Below are 21,756 nucleotides of genomic sequence, written 5' to 3' on the forward strand. Positions count from 1 at the left end.
ATGACCCGCGTTCTTCCTGCCCTCCGCCTGCATAGCGGGAACTGTCTCGACCTGTTTCGCGACGTTCCGGCGCATTCGGTCGATTTGATCGTCTGCGATCCCCCGTACGGCACTACTGCCGCCACCTGGGACCGGCTGTTGCCGTTCGCCGCGCTTTGGCCGGAGATCGAGCGCGTTTTGACGCCTGCCGGGGTGTGCCTGATGTTTGCTTCTCAGCCCTTCACCACCGATGTGATTGCGTCGAATCGGAAGTTCTATCGAAACCTCTGGTATTGGAAGAAGGATCGCCCCACCGGGCACTTTCTTTCGAACCGTCAACCGATGCGGATCATCGAAGAGGTGCTGGTTTTTGGGCGAACTCCACGATCCGCAACCTACAACGCCCAGACGACGAAACGGGATCGCCCGTACAAGCATTATTATCGGCGCTCCGCCGGGTCGATCTATAAGCCTAGCCCGTGGAACCGCCTGCCCAACGGGGGCGATCACCGCGTCTATGACACGGTGCAACCGCACCACCTGCTAGAGTTCGCACGCGATCCGGTGCAACTGATACCCACCCAAAAGCCCGTCGCGCTGCTCCGGTACTTGATCGAGACGTATACGAATGCCGGTGGGGTGGTGCTCGACCCAACGATGGGGAGCGGATCAACCGGGGTGGCGTGCCTGGAAACGGGGCGCGAGTTCGTCGGCTTCGAATTGCTCGACAAACACTTCGCCATCGCCGCGAAACGGTTGGGGGATGCGCAAGCGATGCTGCAACCCGCCCCGGTGTTGGACGAACTCGGAGACGAACTGCGCCGGGTGGTCCAACGGAAGCCGACGCCCGCCGAGCGCGAAGACGAACGGTGGCGGAGCCTCCGGCAGAGATCGGGGCGGAATGCTGTCGCCTGAGACGCCCATTCCCGCCGCCCACTGTTGGGGGATCGTTCCCACCCGCCCTGCGTTGTCTCCCGCCGGACCGTTGGGAGGCTGTCGAGATGGATTTCAATTTCAAAGAGCATGAACAAAAGGTTCGCGCTGAACGCGAAGCCGCAGATCGCAGTGAACGCGAGCGCGAAGCCGAGCTTCGTGGGATTGCAACTGATCTCAAGGAACAAGTTGTAGCCTACGCCAGAGACATCAATCCTTTCACATCCTCTCGTGTCGATAAGCGGGTTGCCGTTTTTGCTTATGAATTGAGCAAAGTGACAGTAACCGTTCACGGAGAGGATAGTTACGAGGTTTTGGCCGAACGCGTCAACGACTCTACTATCAGGCCAAAATTTCCAGACCAATTGAACAAAGAAGGATTGATGACATTTATTGTAAAGTACATTGACAACAACTTGTAAAAACAAGAAAGCCCCCAACCGTCGCGAAACGATTGGGGGCCGATGCCTGGATTTGGATTTTGAGCTATCAAGAACCGGTAAATTGCAAGAAAACCGTTCCGAAGTTATTTATACCGGAGCGCTCTGCGCGTGTCGAATTAAAAAGGCCGATCCCAGAGGGACCGGCCAAAGTTGGTTGGGATGTTGTGTGCGACACCCAAACAATGCGTTTATTATTTGCTTCTAGGTTGCTACAGAAGCCGCAATGGGTTCTGCGTGATTATTTAGTCAGAGCGTTGTGCCGCTCAGCGCCATCTTGACGAACCATGTGACCAGTCCAAGCGCGGCCGATCCGGCGAGGCTCACAAGCGCCCAAAAGAGTTTGCCGGCCAAAGAGCCGAACCGGTCAACCTTCTCCGTCAGTGTATCGACGCGAGCGACGACCGCGGCGCGGTTCGTGTCGCAGTGCTGCTGCGTTTCGCGGTGCATCGCCTCGATTTCAGCACGCGGGACGAATCTATCAAGCTCTTTCTCGTACTTATCCATTTCGAAGCGCAGATTATTGTGCTTATGGGTTGCTTCCAATCGGACTTGCTCAAACTGCGACTTCATCTGCTCACGCATTCCCGCGAGATCATCCTTCGCAGCGACTTGGCGTTCTTCGATGCGGGTCAGAGCGACTTCGACTTTGGTCTCGAAACTCTGGTTGATCTCTCCCACCTCAGCCACCGAACAGCGCGAGAATGCCGGCGAGATCGATCGTACCGAGCATCGTGAGTGCGGCGGTGCCGTCCATCTGTCCGAGATAGTAGCCGGCACCGATCGCGATGAGCACCGCCACCGCGCGGAGGAGCGGGGTGAAGTTCTTCCGCACGATCTTCGGCACCGCCGGAGCCGGCTCTACGGCCTTCCCACGGCGCTTGGTGGGCGTCGGAGCGGGTGCGGGCTCATCGGCCGGGGAAGTCGGCCGGAGCGTCGAGAGGACGCGGAGCGCCAGGGGGAGGAAGGTGAAGGGGTTCATACGGCCTTTCGACGGAACAGGGAGAGGAGAGCGGACAGGAATCCGGGAGCCGTAGGCTTCGCCTCGGGCGCGACGGAGGTCGGGACGGAAGGGGTGATCGCCACGGGAGCGGCGAAGGCCGTGCGGAACAGCTTGGCCTCTGCGGCGCGGCGACGGGTGAGCCCCGCGACCGCCTTCCGGTTGACCTTGTTCCACGCGGCGAACTGTTCAGCCGCGCCCTGGAAATCCCCAGCGTTCAGCCGCTTCACCAGCGTGCTCCGGGTGAATGCCCCGTCGCCGATGTTGAAGGCGAGGCTCACCAGCGCGTCGAACTGGTTCTGGTTGACCGGCACGTTGACGGCAGCGGCAACAGCCCGCTCGAACTTCGCCAGATCGCGCGAGAGGATCGCGTCGGCTTCCGCGCGGGTGATCGTCATCCCCGCGACAACCTTCGGTGCACCCGCCGCCGAGGTGTGTCCCACGCCAATCGTAAGGACGTTCGCCGAACAGCGGTAGGCGGTGAGACGAAGACCCTCGAACTCGGTGATAAGGCTCCTGCCAACAGTTGAGGTTTTCATCAACTATTTAGCGAAACACCGGAACTTTTCAGTCCCGCGAATCTGGTGTTTACGATTCAGCGAGAAGTTCTCCGGCACGTTCCTCGCCGAATGCCTCAATAAATCCTGCCTTCAACTCTGCGAAGAACGGGTCGGCATGGTCGAGATACGTCGCTTCGTTGAAGATGCGCTGCTTGCGCGTGGTCTGCTGCGACAGAACCGTTTCGATCGTATCGGCTTCCGCATCGGTCGCCCGCACCCAAATATCCTTCTTGAAAACGATGACCTGGGGAGCCGGCACCGAAATGTCGGTGAAGGTCTGCGCAACCGGATCGTAAATCTTCATCCCAAATTCGTTGTGCGGCTTCTCACCTTCCCAGCCCTGCAACTCGATGAGCATTTGATTCTGGGGGAACATTCGTCCGAAGTCCGCAAAGACACCCTGCGTAACCCAACCGATATCCGTCTTGAGACAGGCGATGAGAATGCTCCCGGCGGCGAACGAATCCTGCGCCCGAGAGAAGTCGTACCAGTCTGCGCCATCGCTCTCGCGCCGGCAGAACATCGTGCCGGCCGGCACCAGCGGGAAACCTTCCGGGCTGACAACGGCTTCGCGTGTATAGGGCACCCACGTGCCATGATCGATGATCGTATAACTCATATCAAACGTATCCCACTGTATACCAATTTCCGTAACTATCCTGCTTCTGCAAGTATCTCCAACGTCCGCCCTTCCATGAATCGATGATAAACTGATTCGACTGCACATAGCGCGAAGTCAGCACACCACCACCATAGGGTTCGGCGTAGCTCTGATCTTTATTCCAGTCGTTCGACAGGTCGCCGGCATAGGCGAGGCGAACGTCGATGATGGGGTTGACCCAAGAGCGGTGCAGGATGCGCTCGTGATCGTAGCCATCGATACTGGCGCGAAGAGCAGAACCATCCCAGCCAAGACGCACCTTGTTGCCACTCTGATACGGACCGCCACCTTGCTCAACCGGTGTGAAGCCAAGGTTGGCCTGACGGGTCTCAGCCCATGCGCGAGCGCGGTTTTCAATGCGGTTGTTCAGGTCGCCCAACTGGCGGGTATTGATATCACCGCCAGTTCCAACCGACATCGTGACCTGACCGTCGCCACCCCAAAAGTAAAGACGACCATCCTCACGCACCTGAATGTCCCAAATGCGAACACCGTGATAGTGAAGCTTGAGGTTCGGGTATGCTTTGCCGATTTCAAGGTCGCCCGACATGGTGTCGCCGGTCTTGGCTACGCGGTTGTTGGCGTTCCCATCGACCTCATTGACACGGGCCGAGAGCCACCGATTACCCCACGCCGCGCCCCAAACGTCGCCGTTCGTCGCGAGGTTCGCGGAGCCGTTGCCGGTGTAGACCGAGCCGCGCGCGACGATGTTGCCGCCCGTATCGACGCGCATGTTCCACGTGCCGGCGGTGTGGTCCCAAAGGTAGGTCTGCGCGTCGTCGCGGACCTGCCAACCCACCGACCGCACGCCGCCCCAAGTCAGGTTGAGCGTCGGCCATGCCTTGTTGATATGCAGGTCGCCCGTCATCGTGTCGCCGGTCTTGGCGACGCGCTCATTGGCCCGCGCGACCGACTCCTGACGCGCCCAATCGGCTGCGCGATTTTCGATGCGGTTGTTGAGATCGCCGAACTGCTTGGTCCACACGCCGCCACCAGTGGTCACGTAGAAGAAGTTGTCGCCGTTATCGCCGTTCTGAAGGATTGTGGTTCCACCACCATCCACGGTCCAGCGAGCGCGCATCACACCACCGCGCACGATGTCGATGGCCGCCGCGTTGAACGACGGGATGTTGTTGACGTTCTGCTGTGTGCCAGTCGTCTTGTTGAAGAAGTTTGCGTTCGTGTTGTTGTTCGCTTCGTCGCGACCGCGATTTCCTTGCGCAGTGGCAACCGTATCGATCCGCGTTGAGAGATCGCCCAATTGTGCGGTGTACACCTGTCCCGCATCGTTGACGCGCAACTTCCATTGCGCATCGTTTCCGAGGAACCCGATGTTGCCGCTATTGTTGTGAACGTAGCGCGTACCCTCATCGGTATCACGCATCTCGATGTAGGAACTGGTCTGACCCTCACCGACAACGACGCGGCCGGTTGCCCGCAGGTTTCCGTCTGCCAGCATATCGACGCTGTAGGTGCGGAACACATCGCCCTGAAGCGCCGCATACTTGTAGGGAGTGGCGCTCTCGCCCGTGCCGGACCGAAGGACGACGTTGTGCGATCCGGGGTCGCCGTAGATGTAGCCCTGCCCGCTGCCGAGGAAGGAGCCGGTGAAGCGAACCGTCGAGTTGAGGTCCGCCTTCAGCGACGGCGTAAAGTTGCCGCTGTGCCACGCGGTCTGACCGTTGACCTTCAGCGCACCCTTCACATCGAGCACGCCCGCGCGGCTGTCCCAAACGCCGTTGACCGTCCCATCGTGGGTCGCGAGCGCAAGGCCGTAGTGGCTTCGCAGCATCGTGTTGTAGGTCGTGAAGCTTGCGCCGTCGCCCGTGCCGACTTCGAATCCGTTGTTGCCCGCGCCAGGGAAACGGACCGGACCGGTGAAGGTCGCGCCCGCAAGATTGGCCTTGAGATTGGGGTCGAAGTTGCCCGTAGTCCAAATGGTGCCCCCGGTGCCGCTTCTGAGCGTAAAATCTTCGCTCGCGCCGTCGCTGGCGCGCACCTGACGGAACAGCCAATCGTTGCCGCCGCTGACGTTGCGGCTGCTGAGGATCATCTTGCGGCGGAACGTGTTGCTCGGTGCGCCGGTATCTTCAAGCGTCAGGATCGCGTCCGAGTTCTGGGCGATGCTGACGTTGCTCTTGAATTCCTTGCCGGTGATGCTGATCGCCAGGAAGTTCACCCCGTCGTACGCCACCGAGACGACCTGTCCCGCGACGATCTCACCGGCTGCGACCGGGGAGCCATCCGCGCGCAGAAGGGCGCGTGTGCCGAGCGCGTTGATGTTGAGGGTCGCTGCGCCCGTGTTGGTGAGGTGTGCGAAGAACCGGAACACCTCCCCCTTCACATACGCGGTCGGCCCCACGGTGTAGGCGATGGCGTAGGTGTTCCCGGTGCCCGTCGAAGTCACCATGACGTTCGATCGCGAGTGAGCACGCTTCACCGCGCCCATCACCGCGCGGCCCTGGGCGTGAAGCTCCGAGGGGAGAATACCGGGCGGGAGACCGTTCGGAGACGGTTCGGTGTTGTCGGCGTCGAGTTCGCGCCACGTATTTGAGGTGATGTCGGCCATTCGGCTCCTATTATTAGTTTTGGGCGTTCGGATATTTATCCGACCGCCATGTTATTTCTTCTTCGTTGCTTTAAGCTGAGACTCTTCGATCGAGCGGGCGAGTTCGGTCACGCTCTGGCGGAATCCCGCTTCGAGGCCGGGCGAGGCCGCGTAGGAGAGCAGACCTTCAACGGTCCGCTGCACTCCGCCCCGCTGCACCTGGGCACGCGGCAGTCCCGCGAGGTATCCGACGACGGTGGGCGAGGTCAGAAGGACATCGGCTGTCTTCGTCAGACCACCACCCGCGACCAAACCGCCGCCGACGCGGGCGACTGTCGCGACCTGACCGGCAATCGCGCCGCCACCGAGAAGACCGACCTTACCGAGCACCGATTGCATCCCGCCGATGTTGGCGGTGTTCGAATGGTTCGCCGAGCTACCGTACCGCTTCAACTGGCCTGCGACGCGCGCGAGCCGGTCGAGATCGGAACGATACGCCTCATTGGCCGTGCCGGAGAACAAGGCGTTCTTCGCCTCGTCCGACATCCCCTGCCAGCCCTTCAAGAACTTGTTCGAGTTGAATCCCTCCGGCGTCGAGCCGAGCCGTTCGATGGTGGCGGTCTGGAATGCGTCCCATGCCTCGTTGCCCTGACCGGTGACGATCTGGCGACGGGCCGCCGCGATCCGGCTTCCGCCCTTCTCCGCGCCCTTCAACAGGTTGGTCAGCACGTCTTCATCGACCTTCGCCGCGAGGATCGGCGCGAGGTTTTCGTTGACGTTGACGGGCGAGCCCTTGGCGACGCCCGCGCGATAGGCGGAATCCGCCGTTTGCCATGCGGAGCGCGCACCACCCCCGGCCGCGTCCGCCGCCTGTCCCATCTCTGTCGAGAGGGCATCGTACATCCGACCAAGGTAGCCCTGTTCGGCGCGGTTGGTCGTCTCGCGCAGCATCGCCCCGATTTGGGTCCGAGCGGCCTTCATGCTGTCGAAGGTCGCGCCGTTGGCGATGTCGGTGTTGAGCGCTTGGACCATGCCCACGGCTTCGTTCAACTGCGACCCGTAGGTGCGCTGACCGAAAGCGGAGATGCCCGCGAGTTCCTGTGTGAGTTCCGCGCCAAGCGCGCCCATGGCGTTGCCCGGCACCGGGACGCCCCCGGTCAGGGCACCCACCGCGCCGTAATTGGCGTCGGCGGTCTGTCGGAAGCGTTCCTGTGCCTCACCCGCCGCGCCCTTCAGCGCCGCGCCGACTTCCTGAGCCGTGCCGGGGGTGGCGTTGGGATTCGAGGCCGAAGCCATGCCCGCCAGGATGCGATCGTTCTCTGCGGTGACCGCCTGAAACGCCCGATCACCCGCCGCTGCGGCGCGCGAGCCCGCAACCGGGACCGCACCGACCGCACGTTCGAGGTACTGCGTTGGAGCGTTACCCGTCACCATGCCGAGCGTCGGTTCAACGCCGATCGCCCGCATATCCGCGCCCGCGCCGATCGTCGCCTGAGTGCCCCAACCGAGACCGCGGGCGGCTGATCCGAGACCCTTGGCGACAAGGCGGCCCGCGCCTTCACCGATGGCATTCGCCCCGGCCGTCATGGCGGCATCACCGAGTTGTTCCCCCGTGGTGCGGGTGTCGCCGTTACCGTTCCACCAGTTGATGCCACGCTGCGCCGCCTCGCGCGCGGCCGTGCCGCCCGCTGCTGCGCCCGCCATGGCTCCCGCCGGAACCGCTGCCGGAGCGGCCGGGCCTGCCAGAGCACCAAGGGCACCACCGCCGAGCGCACCGAGACCGCCACCCACGGCTTCCGCGAACGAGGGGGCCGCGCCCGCGATGTCACCCCATGAGGGAATCCAGCCTTTGCGGTTGAACTGCTGCCAAGCGCCGGCCTCATTCTGATAGATGAAGTTGTCCCCATCGTAAGGCTGCGCCGTAGGATAGTGCTTGCGAAGCGCCGCAAGCTGGTCTTCCGGCTTGCTCAGCGCTTCAACTTCCATGCGGAGGCGAGCCGGCGCTTCCGCCGCGTCATCGAATTTGTACTGCTGCGTGGCTGAGGGCGTGGCACCGCTCTGACCAGTGAGGATCGGGGAGGCGAACGAACCATAAGGGTTGTCGGTCTGCACCGGAGCCGCCGTGATGACGGGTGTCGCGAATGAGCCGTAGGGATTGGCCGGAGCCGCCTGCGCGACTTCGATCGGCGCGGCCGGGATCGGCGCGGGCATCGGAGCGGGGCCGGAGGGCAGTGCACCACCGGGTGTCATGGCACCACCCGGCGTCATGCCGCCACCGAGCGCGCGGACCGTCATTGCATCGGCCTGCGCGGGATCGGCCGACGCCAACTGCGTCTGAGGCTGTTCCGAGCGGGGGAGACCGCCGAGCGCGATCATTCCGGCGAGCGGGTCACCACCCATGCCGAAGTTCCCGCCTGCGGAAGTCATCTCACGGACCGAGGGGGCGGGGCCGGCACTGCGCGTACGCGGCTCCGCCGGGGCGGTCTGAGACTGCGCGGTGATCGCCTGAATCTGTTCGGGGCTCATCGCGCCGACCTGACGCGCGAAGTTCATTCCGTCGCCGAGTCGTGCCCGTGCGACCGCACCCGCATTCGCTGGAATCTCGTACTGTTTGGTCCAGATGTCATTGCCAGCACGTACATCGTCGCCAGCGGCAAGCAATGACTTCAAAACGTGGCTATGCGATCCGTTGAGTTCGTTGCCAACGTGCGCGACCTGCGCCCGAACATCCGTCCAAGGCACGCCCATTTCTTGCGCTGTACGCTTGAGCGCGGTTGCTCTGCCCTGATTCCATTGGCCCATGCCAATGGAATCGCTTCCATCTCGACCATCTCCGGGATTTCGCGCCGCGGTGTTCAGCCGCTCGCCGCTCTCGCCGATCATCGAACCCACGGCTCCGGCCGCCGTCTGAGGCTTGATCCCGAGTTCGAGGAACTTGTTATAAAGAAGCAGAGCGTTTTGACTGATCTTAGCCATTCTTAGATGTGGCCTTTCGAAGTGTTTTTATAATTTAGTTGACCGTATAAAGCTGCCCATCGGTGCCGCGGAACTGGTCGCCCTTCTTTAGGCTACGCAGTTTCGGATCGTTCGGCGCGAATGTCGGGATCGAGGGAGCGCCACCGCCGAGAGCGGTCGGAGCGGGAGCCGGGGTGCCACCGCCGCCGAGCGCGCGGGTGCGGCCCGCCGTCTCCGACGCCGCCCGCTCCGCTGCGATCTCCTGCGGCGACTTCCAAGGCGAGTGGAGTTCGGTGAGATCGGGGATGACCATCATCGGATCGAGGCCGCTGATGGTGCCGGCAAGCTTTCTCTGGTTGTCGCGCTGGGCCTCGTACGTCTTGCGCTGGTCCTGATACTTGCCATCCATGTTCTTCAACAGCTTGGCCTTGTTCTCATCGCTCATTCCATTGCCGGCGAGCGCCCCATTGACTGATGCGATCAAGCCTTCGCTCAAGCTCTGCGTCTTGGTCGAAAGGGTCTGCATTTCGTTCTGGGAGACGACAGAACCCGGATCGTTGAGCTTATACCAATCGAGAATAAGGTTGGCCGTCGCGAGGCCGCTCTTATCGGCGTAAGCGCGCTCGAACCCGGCGCGAATGTTCGACGCACCGAGGAATTTCTTATTGTACTCGTTCGCATTCCAAGTGGCATTCAATTCCTTGCCGCGATCCTCGGAAGTCTTCTTCGAAGCATCTTGCGCCTTCGCCGCCTCATCCTGTCGGCGGATGGTCTGTTCCTGCTGAAAACGCTTATCCGAATGCGCGTCCGTCAACGCCTGCTCTTCGCGGCGAAGCTCGCTTTCGCGGTCCATCTTGAGGAGTTCCGTGGGTAGCTGACCACCGGCCCGGCCCGCAGCCTCCGCTTGAGCGGATGCACCGAGACCCGCGGCGTAGCCCGGTACGTTGGCGAGCGAGCCGTCGCGGGTCATGTACATGCCCTTCGACGCGGCGTGCTTCTCCAGCGCAAGCGCCTGCTCAACGTAGGTGTTCGAGAGCGCATCATAACCGGCCGCGCGAGCGCGCTGCGCAAGGCCGTTGAGTTCGGCGATCCGCGCCATCACCGCGCTACCCTCCGAGCCGCCCTGTGCGGGGATCGGAGCGGGTGCCGGGGCGTTCGGAGCCGGGGCCTGTGGGGCGTTCTGCGGGCCGGGCTGACCCGCCATCGGCGGGCGAATGTCGAGCGGAGCGCCGGGGGCCTGTCGCGCCGCCTGTGGGCCGCCCAGAGCGGCCGGAGCCGGGGCCTGTGGAGCCTGGGTCGGCATCGGAGCGCCGGGGGCCGTGGGGGCGGGTGCACCTGCGATAATCGCACCCGATCCGGCCGGAGCCGGCTGACCGTTGAACTCGGCTCGCGCACGGGCCTGCTGCTGTGCGGCGTCCGCTTGCACAGCGTGCAAACGAGCGTTCGCCCCCATATTACCGATCTGCGCTTGGAGGTACTGGCGGCGTAGCGCGTCGTCACCGCTCGCCCCGTACACCTTGGCGAAACTCTCCATGCCCGCACCGGCCGCGCCTAGAAAGTTCGTCGGCGTATACGAGGGGCCGCCCGCCTTCATCATCGAGCCGCCGAGCGCGATAAGGCTCTGACCGAGGCGCGAACGCTTATCGGGATCGTCCAGACCAAGGCGGCTCAGGAAGCCACCCACGGGGTTCGCCTGCGGAGCGCCCACCTGCGGAGCCCCACCATTCGGGGCAGCACCACCGCCGCCCATTCCGAGTAGTTCGAGGAGATTCATACGCTTCCCTTAGATTACTTCGCCATCAGGCCGGCAATCGATCCGACCGCGCCCATGGCCTGCGCTGTATTGTTGGTGTAAATCGGCTTCGTCTGCGTGCCGCTCATCTGGTTGAATCCGCCGCCGTTCAGAATATTGGCCTGATTTACGAGACCGGTCCAAACTGCATTCTGCTGCTTGTCCCACTTGTTGATTTCGTCCTGCTTGTAAGCACCGTCGCGGCTCTGGTAGGCCGTGCCGACGCCGAGCAACGCCTGCGCGTCCGCGTAGTCCTGGGCGCGGAGTCCGGGCGTCATCCCCGCCGCCGTAAGCTGCTGACCGACCTGGGCGTTGTTCATAGCCGTCTGGCCGTTGGCCGCGTTGAGTTGCAGGCCGGCATTCGACAACTGATTGGCGAAATCCTGATTTGCCAGCGTCGCACCGGTATTCATTGCGTTGACGCGATTGGTCGTGTCGTACTTATAGAGATCGGCACCCGTGTTGAGATAGTTCAGGTTGCTCGCCTGCTGCGCCGCACTCTGGTTGCCCAACTGGTTCGCAGCGGTCAGCCACAAATTTGAAGCGTTGCTCGACAGGTTGCCGGCATTCAACAAAGCGTTATTGTTCGTCGTCTGCTGCTGCGCATCGATATTGGCGATATTCTGCGATGCGTTGATCGAGTTCTTCGCGATGCTGTCCGAGGTGTTCGCCACACCCGCCAGGGCATTCAAGCGCTGCTGCTGCTCAGAGTTGCTGACGTTCGCGAGGTTCGAGTTCGCGGCGATGGCGTTCTTCGTCGCGCTGTCGGAGAAGTTCCCCAGACCCGTGAGCGCCGCAAGCCGCTGCTGCTGCTGGGCGATGTCCTGAGCACCTACGTTCTGTGATGCGGCGATCGAATTCCGCGCGATGCTGTCCGCCGTGTTGCCCATGCCGGTGATCGCGTTGAGACGGGCCTGCTGCTGCTGCGCGTCGATCGAGGCGGCGTTTTGATTGGCGCTGATCTGGTTGCGGGTCGCCGCATCGTTCGCGCTCGACAGGCCGGAAAGCGCGTTAAGGCGTGCCGCCTGCTGCGCCTGATCGGTCGCGGAGACAGAATTGAGCGCGTTCTGCGTGTTCGTGACGTTCTGGTTGTACAGATTCCCAATCGCGTTCTGAGCGTTCAACTGGTTCGTGCGCTCGTTATTATAATTGTTGTACATGATGTTCGCCGGCGTTCGTCGCCATGGCATTGGCCGTCGTCTTCTCCGCGCTGTTGCGCAGCGACGCGTAGGCACCGGAGCCGAAACGGCCCGCCGCCGCCATCTGCGAGTCGATGCCGGGCGCGATCGAGTTGTTGAACTGATCGACAAAGCTCGAATTGGCGTTCTTGATCGCCTGATCGAGGTACGGATTGGCGTTTAGGAAGTCGCCGTTGGCCGTCGCCTGAAGCTGCGCCGCCGCCGGGTTCCCGTTGGTGGCAAGGTACTGAGCGAATGCCTGCTGCGGATTGAGCGCGGAGTTCTGGTAGCCCGCGGCGTTGGCGAAGCCGCCGATCGCCGAGTTCTGCCCGGCGGTCTGAGCGATCCGCTGCGCGTCGGCGAGGCTCCCGTTGGTGTAGCCGGTCTGACCCTTGAACGCGTCGAGCGCCGGATTGGTGTTCGCCAGGGTGTTGGCGGCCTTCGCCGCATCAAGGCCGGAATTGGTGTAGCCGGTCTGCGCCTGGAATCCGTTAACCGCGGGGTTCGTCCCCGCCGTCCGCGCGAGATCGGCCGCCCCTGCGGAAGCCGCGTTCGTGAAGCCGGTCGCGCCCTGGTAGCCGGAGAGCGCGGGGTTCGAGCCCGCCATCTGCGCCGCAAGCTGTGCCCACGACATGCCGGCATTCTGGCCGGTGGTGCCGTTGGCGAGGAGTTGGTTCCCCGCGGTGTTGTTGATCGTCCCCGAGGCGAGCGCCGTCGCACCCACACCCGGATTGCGCCAGTTCGCGCCCGCCTGTAGCGCACCCTGCCCGCCGAAGCCGTTGGCGAGCGCACCATTCGCGACCGCTCCCACCATGCCCGAATACGGGTTCGAGCCTGGATTGAGGCCCGCCTGTAGGTTCTCGTACGTGCTCTTCGGCGTGCCGTCGTAAGCGGAGCCGTTCATCACTCCGGTGACGGTGTTCTGCGCGGTGCCGTTCAGAGACGACCCATTGCGCGCGGTCGCCTCCATCTGGCGATACGCGTCTTGCATCTGCGATGACCAATCGACGACCGAAGAGCCTGGATACGGTGCGGGCGCGCCACTCTTGCGGGCCGCTTCGGCACTCGCGTATAGATCAGCGTAGTAGGGCTGTGCGCCCGCCCAAGGTTCGGTCTTCTGCTGTGTGGTGGTCTTTTCTTCGCGTACGGTCGTTCCCATGCGTCCCCTAAAGTCTTTTGATTAAATTCGTTGATTGAAATTCGTAGCCAAGGGGGCGCAAAGCGCGCTCCCACCCGCGACGACCGCTTAAAATCACGCTGGTGCAACCTTGATCGGCCGCCCATTGCTCGACAATCGGGCCGGCAAGGTGTTCGATCTCACCGAGATCGCCACCCGCAAGAAAAATGAACAGACACTTACAGAAGGGGTTCTCGTTGATCTGCGTTACGCCCGCGCTATTCGGGGTGCGCCAAAGCTGATAGTTGCCGCGAACCAGTTGATCGACCAGCAACGCTTCATTGACCCGGCCGTCGCCATAGGAGAGCGCTTCAAGCAGAATGTCTCGGCACTGGAAATAGTTTTGAAGAACCTCGACGCTGTTGGTGGAGCAAAACCGAATCGACATCAGACCGCCACCATGTAGCGAAAGGTTCGATCGGTCGTCGCTAGGTTGCGGTGCGTAATCGTGAAGGTGCCCGCGCCATACGTCGAGACGAAACACCCACCGGAGGCGAGTTCCGCCGCGGCATTCGCCGTCATCGGAGAGAGGATCGCGCACGCATCGAATCCCGCCTGAAGAACCGTGACCACGGTCTGCGTCGCATTCGGGGCGAGGGATACGGTTCCCTTGATATTCGTTCGACGCTCTAGCCGGTTCGCGTGGTCGATAACCTGTTTGAGCGTGCCTTCCGCACGGATTGCCATGCGGTTATTTAGCGTCGTCCAGTCGGAACCGCGTCGATTTCCACGCCCATGACTTGAGACCATCCGCCGGAGAGGCTGACGCGGTATCGGTGATACCGCGAGTCGTTTCGCTGCGGGCACCAGCCGTTGGCGTTCATGCTCACGGCTGCGCCGTACATGGTCATCGCCTGGGGAGTGACGCGGCCCGCGACGGCAACCGACACGTCACCCGGCCCGTGCACCTTGGGGGAGACGGAGCGGACAAGGGCGCGATCCGCCGTGACCGGATCGGGGGAGACCGCCGCGATCTGTTGCGCCGTCTGGTACTCCCCCGTCTCTAGCACCGCCGGTAGCGCGGCGGCGGAGAAGCTGAAGACCTTACCGCGATCGTCCATCCCCGCCAGGAAGGCCCGCCCGCCAGTCCAGACGGGTGAGTCGAGCGAAGCCGGCACGGCGGCGAGCGAGCCGTGGCGATCGAGGGCCGCCAGTGTGATCGGGAGCGAGAGCGCGTTAAAGAGAAAGGTTGTCGGAGAACTTGCGGTAGACCATGCGCCGGTATCGTAATTATAGATGAGCAGTGTATCGGGCGTCAGATTCGTTGCATCGGCAGAGGCAAACAGCCAAATGACGAGCTTGTTCAACGGATCGATACTGACCGACATTCGGTTGTAGGCGGCTTGGTTCGAATTGGTCGCGAACCAGTGATCGACCTTGCCCTTCCCGATCGCGGTGAGCCGGTCGTTCTCCAACTGATAGAAACCATCTTCTGCGTAGAAGAAAATCTTGCCGTCCGCTGTAATCACGCTCTGCGGGATCGCGCAGCCCTTGTTCTGGTAAATCGTGCGAAACTCGAAGATCGCAGGCGAACCCACATAGACCATTTTTACGATCTGCGTCTTGAGTAGGATCGTGCCTTCCTCGCCACCGATTACCGCTTGGACTGCGCCGCCGCCTAGAATGTCTTGGAAGTCGCTTTGGGTGGTGGCGGAGAAATTCCAATCGTTTGGGTTGCCGATCGCGGACCACCGCACGCGGTAGGGAACCGCGCCGTCGAAGCTGTCGAAGGTGTTCCCAAGCAGCACGAAGTCGCGCAGCGTCGCAACGTAGCGTCCTTTGACCAACGATGTCAGATTGGCAAACTTCGTTCCGCCCGCGGTGTTGATGAACTGCGGATGATCGGAGTAATTCGTTGCAATGTTGAGGCCGTATGCTTCCGTGAAGCGCCATCCTTCAAGATCGGAAGTCGTGTAACCTCCGGTTCGGCTGGCATCGGCCCACGCGCGGGTATCCGGTTGCTGCGACCATAGGGAGAGCTTGGACGCGCAGAACACGCGGGCGTTGCCGTTGTTGTTCAGCAGGGAAATCGCCGCGTACGGCCGGGAGGGAAGCGAAGTGTCGGCGTACGGCTCAGCGCCGGGAAATGGGCGGTAAAATTTGCCAGCGCCGGGGATCACGTTGTGAGCGCGCGTCAGGCCGGGGTTGTTGAGCGCGGGTTGATCCGGCAACCACTCGTTCAGCGGTAGAGCGAGGGTCGTCATGGGCGGATCACCCGGAGGGTCGAGCCGCTGTAGGCGGAGCGCGTGTGATCGGCCGCGAGATTGCCCAAAGCCACGCCGAGCAACGCCGCGTAGCGCGCCTGGGCGTCCGTGTTCTGGTCCCAAATCGCGCTCTCAACGAGCACCGCATAGAGGTAGACATCCGGGAATGCCGTGAGGAGCCAGTTCGTCGGCGCGGCCTCGGTCAGCGCCGGCATGCGGGCATAGTAGGTCAGTGCCACCGACAGGGCTTCCGCCGGGGCGCTGTGGAGATGCACGGCATTCCCGACAATCGCATAACGGTCCGTGCATCCGGGGGAGCCGTCGAGCGAATCGATCGAGGCGAGCGTGAGGGGGCGGCCCGCGATCTTGATCGAGCGTGCCTCGCGGAAGTCGGCCGGGAGCGGAAAGGATCGCGCGCCCTTGGCGACCGGAATCTCGACCTGACGCTCTGCCAGACGGTGACGGATCGAGCCCGCGAACTTCGACTCCGCGAGCGTGATGAGCAGCGCCAGCGGAAGTTCCTCTTCCGTACGGACAGCGTAGGAGGCGACCGCCGCTCTGAGTTCGCGGAGGTTCATCTTAGAGCTTCAGGCTGTTAGTGCGGAGGTGCTGATAATCGATATCGTTCAGGCGGCGCTTGTACGCGGCGGGATCATCAACGATCCCCTCCTTCTGCCACTCGAAGAACATACCCACGGGAATGGTCGCGACCTGTGGCATCGAGCCGAGACCGGCATTCCGGCTGAAGTCTGCCTGCTTCGAACGGTTCGCGTCGAAGATGTCGTCAACCTTGGTGATCGTCTCGATAATCATATTATCGCCGTCGCGGATCAACCAAACCTCGCGATCGGCCGTTTTCTCGAAAAGTACGCGGTCGTTCAAAATGATCCTCAACCAAATTAATCTAATTATGCAGCACACAAATCCGTGTGATCTGCATCATGCAACGCGGGTGGGGCGGCGAACCGCCCCACGTATTCTAATCAGCGTGCCTTCAGATCGGCAATCTTGGCGTTGCCGCGCTGGTTCTTCGATTCAAGCGTCCACTCAGTGATGAGGGCCTTGCGATCACCGTCAGCAACCTTCGCAACGTCTTCGACCTTGAAGTTACGGAGCGTTGCGAGCGCCCAGAGATCGGGGTCGAACATGATGACCGTAGTCGAGCGAATGTAACGGTGCGGAATGACCGAATGCGTCTCGAAGTCCGAGACGTACACATCAACGCCCGCGGTGGTCTTCTTATCGCTGGCGATGGTGTACTTGGTGGCGTTGCCGCTGAACGTCGAAATCACCTGCTTCAGAGCGGGCGGAGCGATGACCTTGGTCACCTTGCCGCCAGCAACCCACGCCTTCTGAGCGGCTTCCTGAAACATCGCTTCGGTAAAGACGCGGGTGGTGCCATCAACGGGGGACGGGGTGACGTTGCCGTTGTAGCCAGGGGTAGAGCCACCGGTTCCGTGGAGAGCGTTGGTCGAAATCCACGCTTCCATACCGGCGGAGAAACGAACCGGGCTGGCAACCGAGGCGTTCTCCGACACGAGACCCGCCTCGATGTCGCGACGAATCTCGACACCCGCCTTCTTCACCTGTCGGACGAACTCATCCTGAGAACCGGCCGTATTGATCGCGCGAAGCGTGCCAGACGCACCAACGACCTTTCGGCTGATCTGCGTGTAGTTGCCCAGACGCTCCGGGACAGTCATCACGGAGTCCTCGAAGGTCGCGTTCTCAGCGAAGGCGTTCTTCGAGTTCGGCGGGCTCAGTTCCTCGGTGAGGTTTTCGTGACGCGTTCCGGTGGCCTTCGTCTTTTCAATGGTCGAATAGACGTAGGTATCCTCCGGCGTGATGTCGTTGATGATGTTTGCAAGGTCCTCACGATTGTGAACGACCTGAGAAGTAGTAACGGCCAATTTATGGCTCCTTATTTTTGGGCTTCTCTTATCTTATTTGTTGTTGAAGAGAATGCCTGCGATGAGAGAGTCGGCGTGTTTTGCATCGCCGGTACGTTTGAGGAGCGCCCTCTGCTTCTGAAGGTCAGCCTGTGCAGCGGTGGTCTTGCTCTGGGTGACGCCCGGCTTGGTTAGACCCGGCTTGTTCGCGAGTTCGTTGACGGTCCTCGACTTCTGCGCCTCCTGACGGCGATATCGCATCGCGTCATAGAGGATGCTGAAGATGCGAGCGTCATCAACTTCGCTCAGAAGCTCTTCGGGAAGTCCTACCTCTTGAGTAGCAAACCCGATGACTTCAGCCGAAACCGGTGACATCTTGCCGTCTGACGTAAGCGCGAACTCCGGGTGCAACTGCACGAGGTCTTCAAAAGCTTTGGTCTGTGCCTGAGCTTTGGCTTGAGCGAGTTCCGCCTTCGCCATATGCTCCTGCTGCGCACGCAAATGCCGAACTCCGTTGAGGTCAGCGAGGCGCTTGTTCCACTGTTCCCGCTGTACGGCGTATTCGGCAGGGTTATCCTGCGCGAGTTCCATCCAGTTGGGTTCCTGCGGAAAGTGGTCAATCAAATTCTGCTCGATATTGCGCAGATGGTTGCCGTATTCGTTGCGAAGTTGGCCCTGGATTTGTTCGCGCTGCTGCGCGAGTTCCTGAGTCTTTCGCGTGTAATCGCTCTGGCGCATGTAGCCGAGTTCAAGGTCTTTTCCCTTGATCTTCTCGCCCTTCACCAGATATTCGGCATCTTCACGAAGCGTAAATTCGCTCGAATCCTGCGATCCTGCATCCTCGCTCGAACGTTCCTCGCCCTCGGAATCCGGGTTCTCCGGGTGTTCCTCGCGCGTCTCATCGCCGTCGTTGGACGGTTCGACAACCGAGTCGGGGGACGTTACGGGCTCGCCGCTTTCCTCTGTGTTGAAAAGGATTGCCGCGATCTTGCTGTCCGCCTGTTCTGGCGTCAGAGCGGCAGTTCCCGTAGGATTGTTGCTTTCTTCTGACATCGATTTCCTCGATTGTTGTTGGTGATTTTATTTAGTCAAGATGATTGCTGTCGCCCGCGTTACGAAGCTTCAGGAGGTTGTCGAGCTTCGCTTGATCGATCTCACCATCACGAATGACTTCCGCAACGAACGCATCGAGCTTCGACATCAAACTAAGGTATCGATAGATGGTCTCGCGGGTTTCGGATTCCGCCGGAGAGGTTGTCTGCCACCGTGCGACGAATGCCGCGCGCACCGCCTCCCAAGGTTTGCGGAAAGTCGGGTCTTCGCGGTAAAGTCGATGCGTGTTGGCGCGTTGAATGCTGTCGGTCATCGTTCTCCTCAATCGTCATTCGGGATTTGTGGCTGCGCGGGCTGCTGCGTCATCAACTGCAAGCCCTTCAACTGTGTCTCAGCGGCGATTTCTCGCTGACGCATCTCAAGCTGCGCGCTGAACTTCGCCGCCTCAAGTTGCATCTTCTGGTCATGGCGCTCACGTTCCATCGCCATATCCATTTGGTGCGCCTGCTGCTTCATCCTCATCTCAAGCTCAAGCTTCTGGCGCTCGAACTCTAGCTTCGCCTGAGCCGCCTCGACTTCCGGGTTGGGCTGCGGTTGTTCCGGTGGGGCCGGTGGGGTCGGTGCGGGCTTGCTCGGATCGTTCCAGAACCGTTCGACATTGCGGAGGTTCGAGTTTTCCGTGATGAGCGACAGAGTATTGTAGACCTTTGACAGGTCGGCGAGTCCGGTTCCCTCTTTGATTGCGGTAAACTGCATCTGAAGAAGGGCATTCGCCGCAGCCAACTTCTGCGGTTTGTCGGTGATGCCGAAGGTGATGTTGGTCTTCAGATCAAGATCGGCGTCCCACTGGTCGGTTCCGTACGGAATCCAGTTGTTGCGCAGCCGGACAGTCAGCGCCTTCGTATCCTCACTGTTCGCCATCAGCAGGCTTGTGACGATGCGGAACAAGTACCGGTAACCGGTCTCCGCAATCATGCGCGCCATCAACTCCACGCGAAGCTGAGACATCGTTTGGCGCTGGCTTGAGGCGGTGGCTGTTGTGTTTTGGAGCGACGACGGATCGACGCCCGCGAGGTTCGGGCCTACGCCCGTTCGGTGCTCAACCGACTGGTCGAGCATCGAGAGCACGCCCGCCGCCTGACCACCTACGAACGGGGTGACGACGTGATCGAGCGCGCCTTTGCTCTCGACGCGGAGAATGCTGTCAGGACCGGCGGATAGAAGGTCGTCAATATTGACGCCATTCCCTTCAACGATCCTCTGCGGTCGAAGAACCTGCATGAGGTTATCGTTGATGCCGCGAAGAAACTGCGACTTCAGCCGCTGGTCTTTCCCAACCAGATCGCCAACGCTCATGCCGTTCAGCGTGTTGGGCATCTGGTAGGGCACGAAGGCCGCAAACGGGGCGTACTCAACCTCTTCGTGCGCCAGTAGGACAGCGCCAGCCGCGGGCTTGCCGCCGATGGTGAGGTGAACGAGTTCGCGAATGCCGTCCCCGTTCACATCGAGGCGCATGTAAACTTCATGCACCTCAACCTCTTCCTCAACGTCGCCCGTGCCATCGCTGTGGCCCTGGTCGCGGTTCCGCTCCTGCGCGTAGTCCGCCGGGTCGGATGAGGCGGCGGGAATCTTGGCGACCTTCGCCGGATCGTGGCCTAGTTCGAGCAATTCCGCGCGGGGGAGCGTGCGCTTGTAGCCCTGTAGGGCCGCCTCGATGCCGCCGGTCGAGTACGAGAACTGCGCATCGGCCGAGACGAAAAAGTCTTCCGGCGCGAGGGTGAGCAGTTCGACGCGGCTCCTCATGCGGGCCTTCCTCACGCGGAGGTCGCGCAGTTCCATGCCGGGGATCGCTTCCATACCGGGGGCCGGATACGGTTCCCCCACCTCCAAGATTTCGGTCTCCGCCGGGTTGGTGGCGAGTTGGATCAATTCGGGTAGCGCCACACCCTGCTTCAGTTCGGCGGGACGCCAGGACTTTTCCCGCACGTACTGCGCGGTGATGATCCCCAGCCCACCGATGAGGCCGTTCTTTAGCCAGTCATGCATCAACAGCGCGTGGTTGTTCGCTTCCGTGACGATGTAATTCACAACGTCCGTCATCTGTTCGGCGAGCGGTTCATCCTCCGGGCCGTTGGGGGAAAACTGTACGACGCGATCCTGACCGTCGAACAACTTCATCAAATTGGAAGTCAGCCACTCGACATTATCGAATGTGTCCGATGTGACGTAGCCTGATCGACCGTTCAACTGGTCGTCGCCCGCGAAGGGAGAGCGCTTATACAGCTTCAGGCCGGCAACACGCTTCTGCTCGATGTCGTTGCTGGTGTAGCTCAAGCTCTTGCTCAAGCCAGTTGCCGCGCGATTGAGGATGTCCTGTTCGCTCAGTCCGCTCTTCGCAGGCTTCTTCTTTTCGTTTTCAGTGTCTTCCATTCGGCCCTTCGTGCCGTTCGCCGGCATCTTTGTTCGGGTTTATTTAGAGCCCGTCCGATAACGTCCGGCAGGGGTTGAGTGGCCGGAATGGCGGTGATTCCAGAAGGGTGCTGAAGCCTCATCTGGACGTGCCATGTGGACCCCGACCACTCGCCGGCAGCATAACCGTGCGCGCCTTCGATACGAAACCGACCTGACGGATACGGAATGGGCGGTGATCGCGCCCATGATGCCAGAGCCCGCCTCGCGTGGTCGTCCGCCTGTCTGGACGATGCGGGAGGTCCTGAACGCGATCTTCTACGTGCTGCGCGGCGGCATCGCATGGCGGTTGATCCCAAAGGATCTCCCTCCGCGCAGCACGACGTTCGGCTACTTCAGCCGCTGGCGGGACGAGGGATTGTTCGGGCGGATCAACCACGCCCTGGTCATGGCCGACCGGGAGCGGGCCGGTCGCGAGGCCTCGCCGACGGCGGCCGTGCTCGACAGCCAGAGCGTGAAGACCACCGAGAGCGGCGGCCCGCGCGGCTACGACGCTGGAAAGAAGGTCAAGGGCCGCAAGCGTCAGGCCCTGGTCGACACGGACGGGCGCGCCCTCGTGCTCGATCCGCAGACCGCCGACATTCAGGATCGCGATGGGGCTGGACCGGTGCTGCGCCTGTCGCGGCGGACCTTCCCGTTCATCGTCAGAGCTTTCGCCGATGCAGGCTATGCCGGCGACAGACCCGCGACCGCCACCGTCATCACCATCGACATCGTGCGCAAACCGAAGGATCAGGTCGGCTTCGCCGTGCATCCACGCCGATGGGTGGTGGAACGCTTCTTCGGATGGATCAGCCGCAACCGACGCCTCTGGAAGGACCCGGAAGCGACCCTCGCCTCGGCCCAGGCCTTCCTCTACGCCGCCGCCGTCATGATCCTCGTCCGAAGGCTCGGGCGAGCATCATGACTTATCGGACG

Annotated in this window: 21 protein-coding genes; 3 read left to right on the forward strand and 18 right to left on the reverse strand. The window is 61.7% G+C overall.

What is annotated here, in order from left to right:
• Both M2437_RS13220 and M2437_RS13225 read left to right on the forward strand, forming a co-directional pair.
• Entirely contained in the window at positions 1 to 894 is an 894-nt protein-coding gene (locus tag M2437_RS13220; protein WP_253389624.1) for a DNA-methyltransferase, read from the forward strand.
• An 86-nt stretch (positions 895 to 980) separates the two neighbouring features.
• Positions 981 to 1,334 (forward strand): hypothetical protein, encoded by a 354-nt coding sequence (locus M2437_RS13225; protein WP_253387660.1) that lies wholly within the window; start codon positions 981 to 983, stop codon positions 1,332 to 1,334.
• A 267-nt stretch (positions 1,335 to 1,601) separates the two neighbouring features.
• Here the strand turns inward: M2437_RS13225 and M2437_RS13230 are convergent, their stop codons facing one another.
• The 18 genes from M2437_RS13230 to M2437_RS13315 form a co-directional block, all read right to left on the reverse strand.
• Positions 1,602 to 2,033: a hypothetical protein gene (locus tag M2437_RS13230; protein ID WP_253387661.1), complete on the reverse strand. Its 432-nt coding sequence runs from the start codon at positions 2,031 to 2,033 to the stop codon at positions 1,602 to 1,604.
• Between the two features lies 1 nt (position 2,034).
• Positions 2,035 to 2,334: a hypothetical protein gene (locus tag M2437_RS13235; protein WP_253387662.1), complete on the reverse strand. Its 300-nt coding sequence runs from the start codon at positions 2,332 to 2,334 to the stop codon at positions 2,035 to 2,037.
• Positions 2,331 to 2,891, reverse strand: a complete 561-nt coding sequence (locus M2437_RS13240; RefSeq protein WP_277570301.1) for a lysozyme — start codon at positions 2,889 to 2,891, stop codon at positions 2,331 to 2,333. Before M2437_RS13240 ends, M2437_RS13235 begins: the two co-directional genes overlap by 4 nt.
• A gap of 49 nt (positions 2,892 to 2,940) precedes the next feature.
• Positions 2,941 to 3,531, reverse strand: coding sequence for a hypothetical protein (locus M2437_RS13245; RefSeq protein ID WP_253387664.1), 591 nt, complete (start codon positions 3,529 to 3,531; stop codon positions 2,941 to 2,943).
• Between the two features lies 1 nt (position 3,532).
• Positions 3,533 to 6,142 (reverse strand): hypothetical protein, encoded by a 2,610-nt coding sequence (locus M2437_RS13250; protein ID WP_253387665.1) that lies wholly within the window; start codon positions 6,140 to 6,142, stop codon positions 3,533 to 3,535.
• 51 nt (positions 6,143 to 6,193) lie between these two features.
• Complete coding sequence (locus M2437_RS13255; RefSeq protein ID WP_253387666.1) at positions 6,194 to 9,097, reverse strand: phage tail tip lysozyme; 2,904 nt, start codon at positions 9,095 to 9,097, stop codon at positions 6,194 to 6,196.
• 34 nt (positions 9,098 to 9,131) lie between these two features.
• Positions 9,132 to 10,760, reverse strand: coding sequence for a hypothetical protein (locus M2437_RS13260; RefSeq protein ID WP_253387667.1), 1,629 nt, complete (start codon positions 10,758 to 10,760; stop codon positions 9,132 to 9,134).
• Between the two features lie 104 nt (positions 10,761 to 10,864).
• Positions 10,865 to 12,028, reverse strand: a complete 1,164-nt coding sequence (locus M2437_RS13265) for a hypothetical protein (RefSeq protein WP_499006787.1) — start codon at positions 12,026 to 12,028, stop codon at positions 10,865 to 10,867.
• A complete protein-coding gene (locus M2437_RS13270) occupies positions 12,012 to 13,205 on the reverse strand; it encodes a hypothetical protein (RefSeq protein ID WP_499006789.1) in 1,194 nt (397 codons plus the stop codon). Before M2437_RS13270 ends, M2437_RS13265 begins: the two co-directional genes overlap by 17 nt.
• Positions 13,206 to 13,212: 7 nt before the next feature.
• Positions 13,213 to 13,611, reverse strand: a complete 399-nt coding sequence (locus M2437_RS13275) for a hypothetical protein (protein WP_253387669.1) — start codon at positions 13,609 to 13,611, stop codon at positions 13,213 to 13,215.
• Positions 13,611 to 13,910 carry a hypothetical protein gene (locus M2437_RS13280; RefSeq protein ID WP_253387670.1) on the reverse strand — a complete coding sequence of 100 codons (300 nt, stop codon included), beginning with the start codon at positions 13,908 to 13,910 and terminating at the stop codon, positions 13,611 to 13,613. Before M2437_RS13280 ends, M2437_RS13275 begins: the two co-directional genes overlap by 1 nt.
• A gap of 8 nt (positions 13,911 to 13,918) precedes the next feature.
• Positions 13,919 to 15,427, reverse strand: coding sequence for a hypothetical protein (locus M2437_RS13285; RefSeq protein ID WP_253387671.1), 1,509 nt, complete (start codon positions 15,425 to 15,427; stop codon positions 13,919 to 13,921).
• Positions 15,424 to 16,005, reverse strand: coding sequence for a phage adaptor protein (locus M2437_RS13290; protein WP_253387672.1), 582 nt, complete (start codon positions 16,003 to 16,005; stop codon positions 15,424 to 15,426). The genes M2437_RS13285 and M2437_RS13290 overlap by 4 nt, the downstream gene beginning before the upstream one ends.
• A 1-nt stretch (position 16,006) precedes the next feature.
• On the reverse strand, positions 16,007 to 16,309 hold the full coding sequence (locus M2437_RS13295; protein WP_253387673.1) for a hypothetical protein: 303 nt from the start codon (positions 16,307 to 16,309) through the stop codon (positions 16,007 to 16,009).
• A gap of 101 nt (positions 16,310 to 16,410) precedes the next feature.
• The gene (locus M2437_RS13300; RefSeq protein ID WP_253387674.1) at positions 16,411 to 17,337 is read right to left on the reverse strand and encodes an SU10 major capsid protein; all 927 of its coding nucleotides are present in this window, start codon (positions 17,335 to 17,337) and stop codon (positions 16,411 to 16,413) included.
• A 33-nt stretch (positions 17,338 to 17,370) separates the two neighbouring features.
• Complete coding sequence (locus M2437_RS13305; RefSeq protein WP_253387675.1) at positions 17,371 to 18,369, reverse strand: hypothetical protein; 999 nt, start codon at positions 18,367 to 18,369, stop codon at positions 17,371 to 17,373.
• 31 nt (positions 18,370 to 18,400) lie between these two features.
• Complete coding sequence (locus M2437_RS13310; RefSeq protein WP_253387676.1) at positions 18,401 to 18,682, reverse strand: hypothetical protein; 282 nt, start codon at positions 18,680 to 18,682, stop codon at positions 18,401 to 18,403.
• 8 nt (positions 18,683 to 18,690) lie between these two features.
• Positions 18,691 to 20,799 (reverse strand): portal protein, encoded by a 2,109-nt coding sequence (locus tag M2437_RS13315; RefSeq protein ID WP_253387677.1) that lies wholly within the window; start codon positions 20,797 to 20,799, stop codon positions 18,691 to 18,693.
• A gap of 133 nt (positions 20,800 to 20,932) precedes the next feature.
• On the opposite strand from M2437_RS13315, the gene M2437_RS13320 reads away from it, so the two are divergent.
• Positions 20,933 to 21,745, forward strand: coding sequence for an IS5 family transposase (locus M2437_RS13320; protein ID WP_060768287.1), 813 nt, complete (start codon positions 20,933 to 20,935; stop codon positions 21,743 to 21,745).
• Positions 21,746 to 21,756: the final 11 nt, after the last annotated feature.

The organism is Methylorubrum pseudosasae (genome assembly GCF_029504475.1).
GTDB classification, from domain to species: Bacteria; Pseudomonadota; Alphaproteobacteria; order Rhizobiales; family Beijerinckiaceae; genus Methylobacterium; species Methylobacterium extorquens.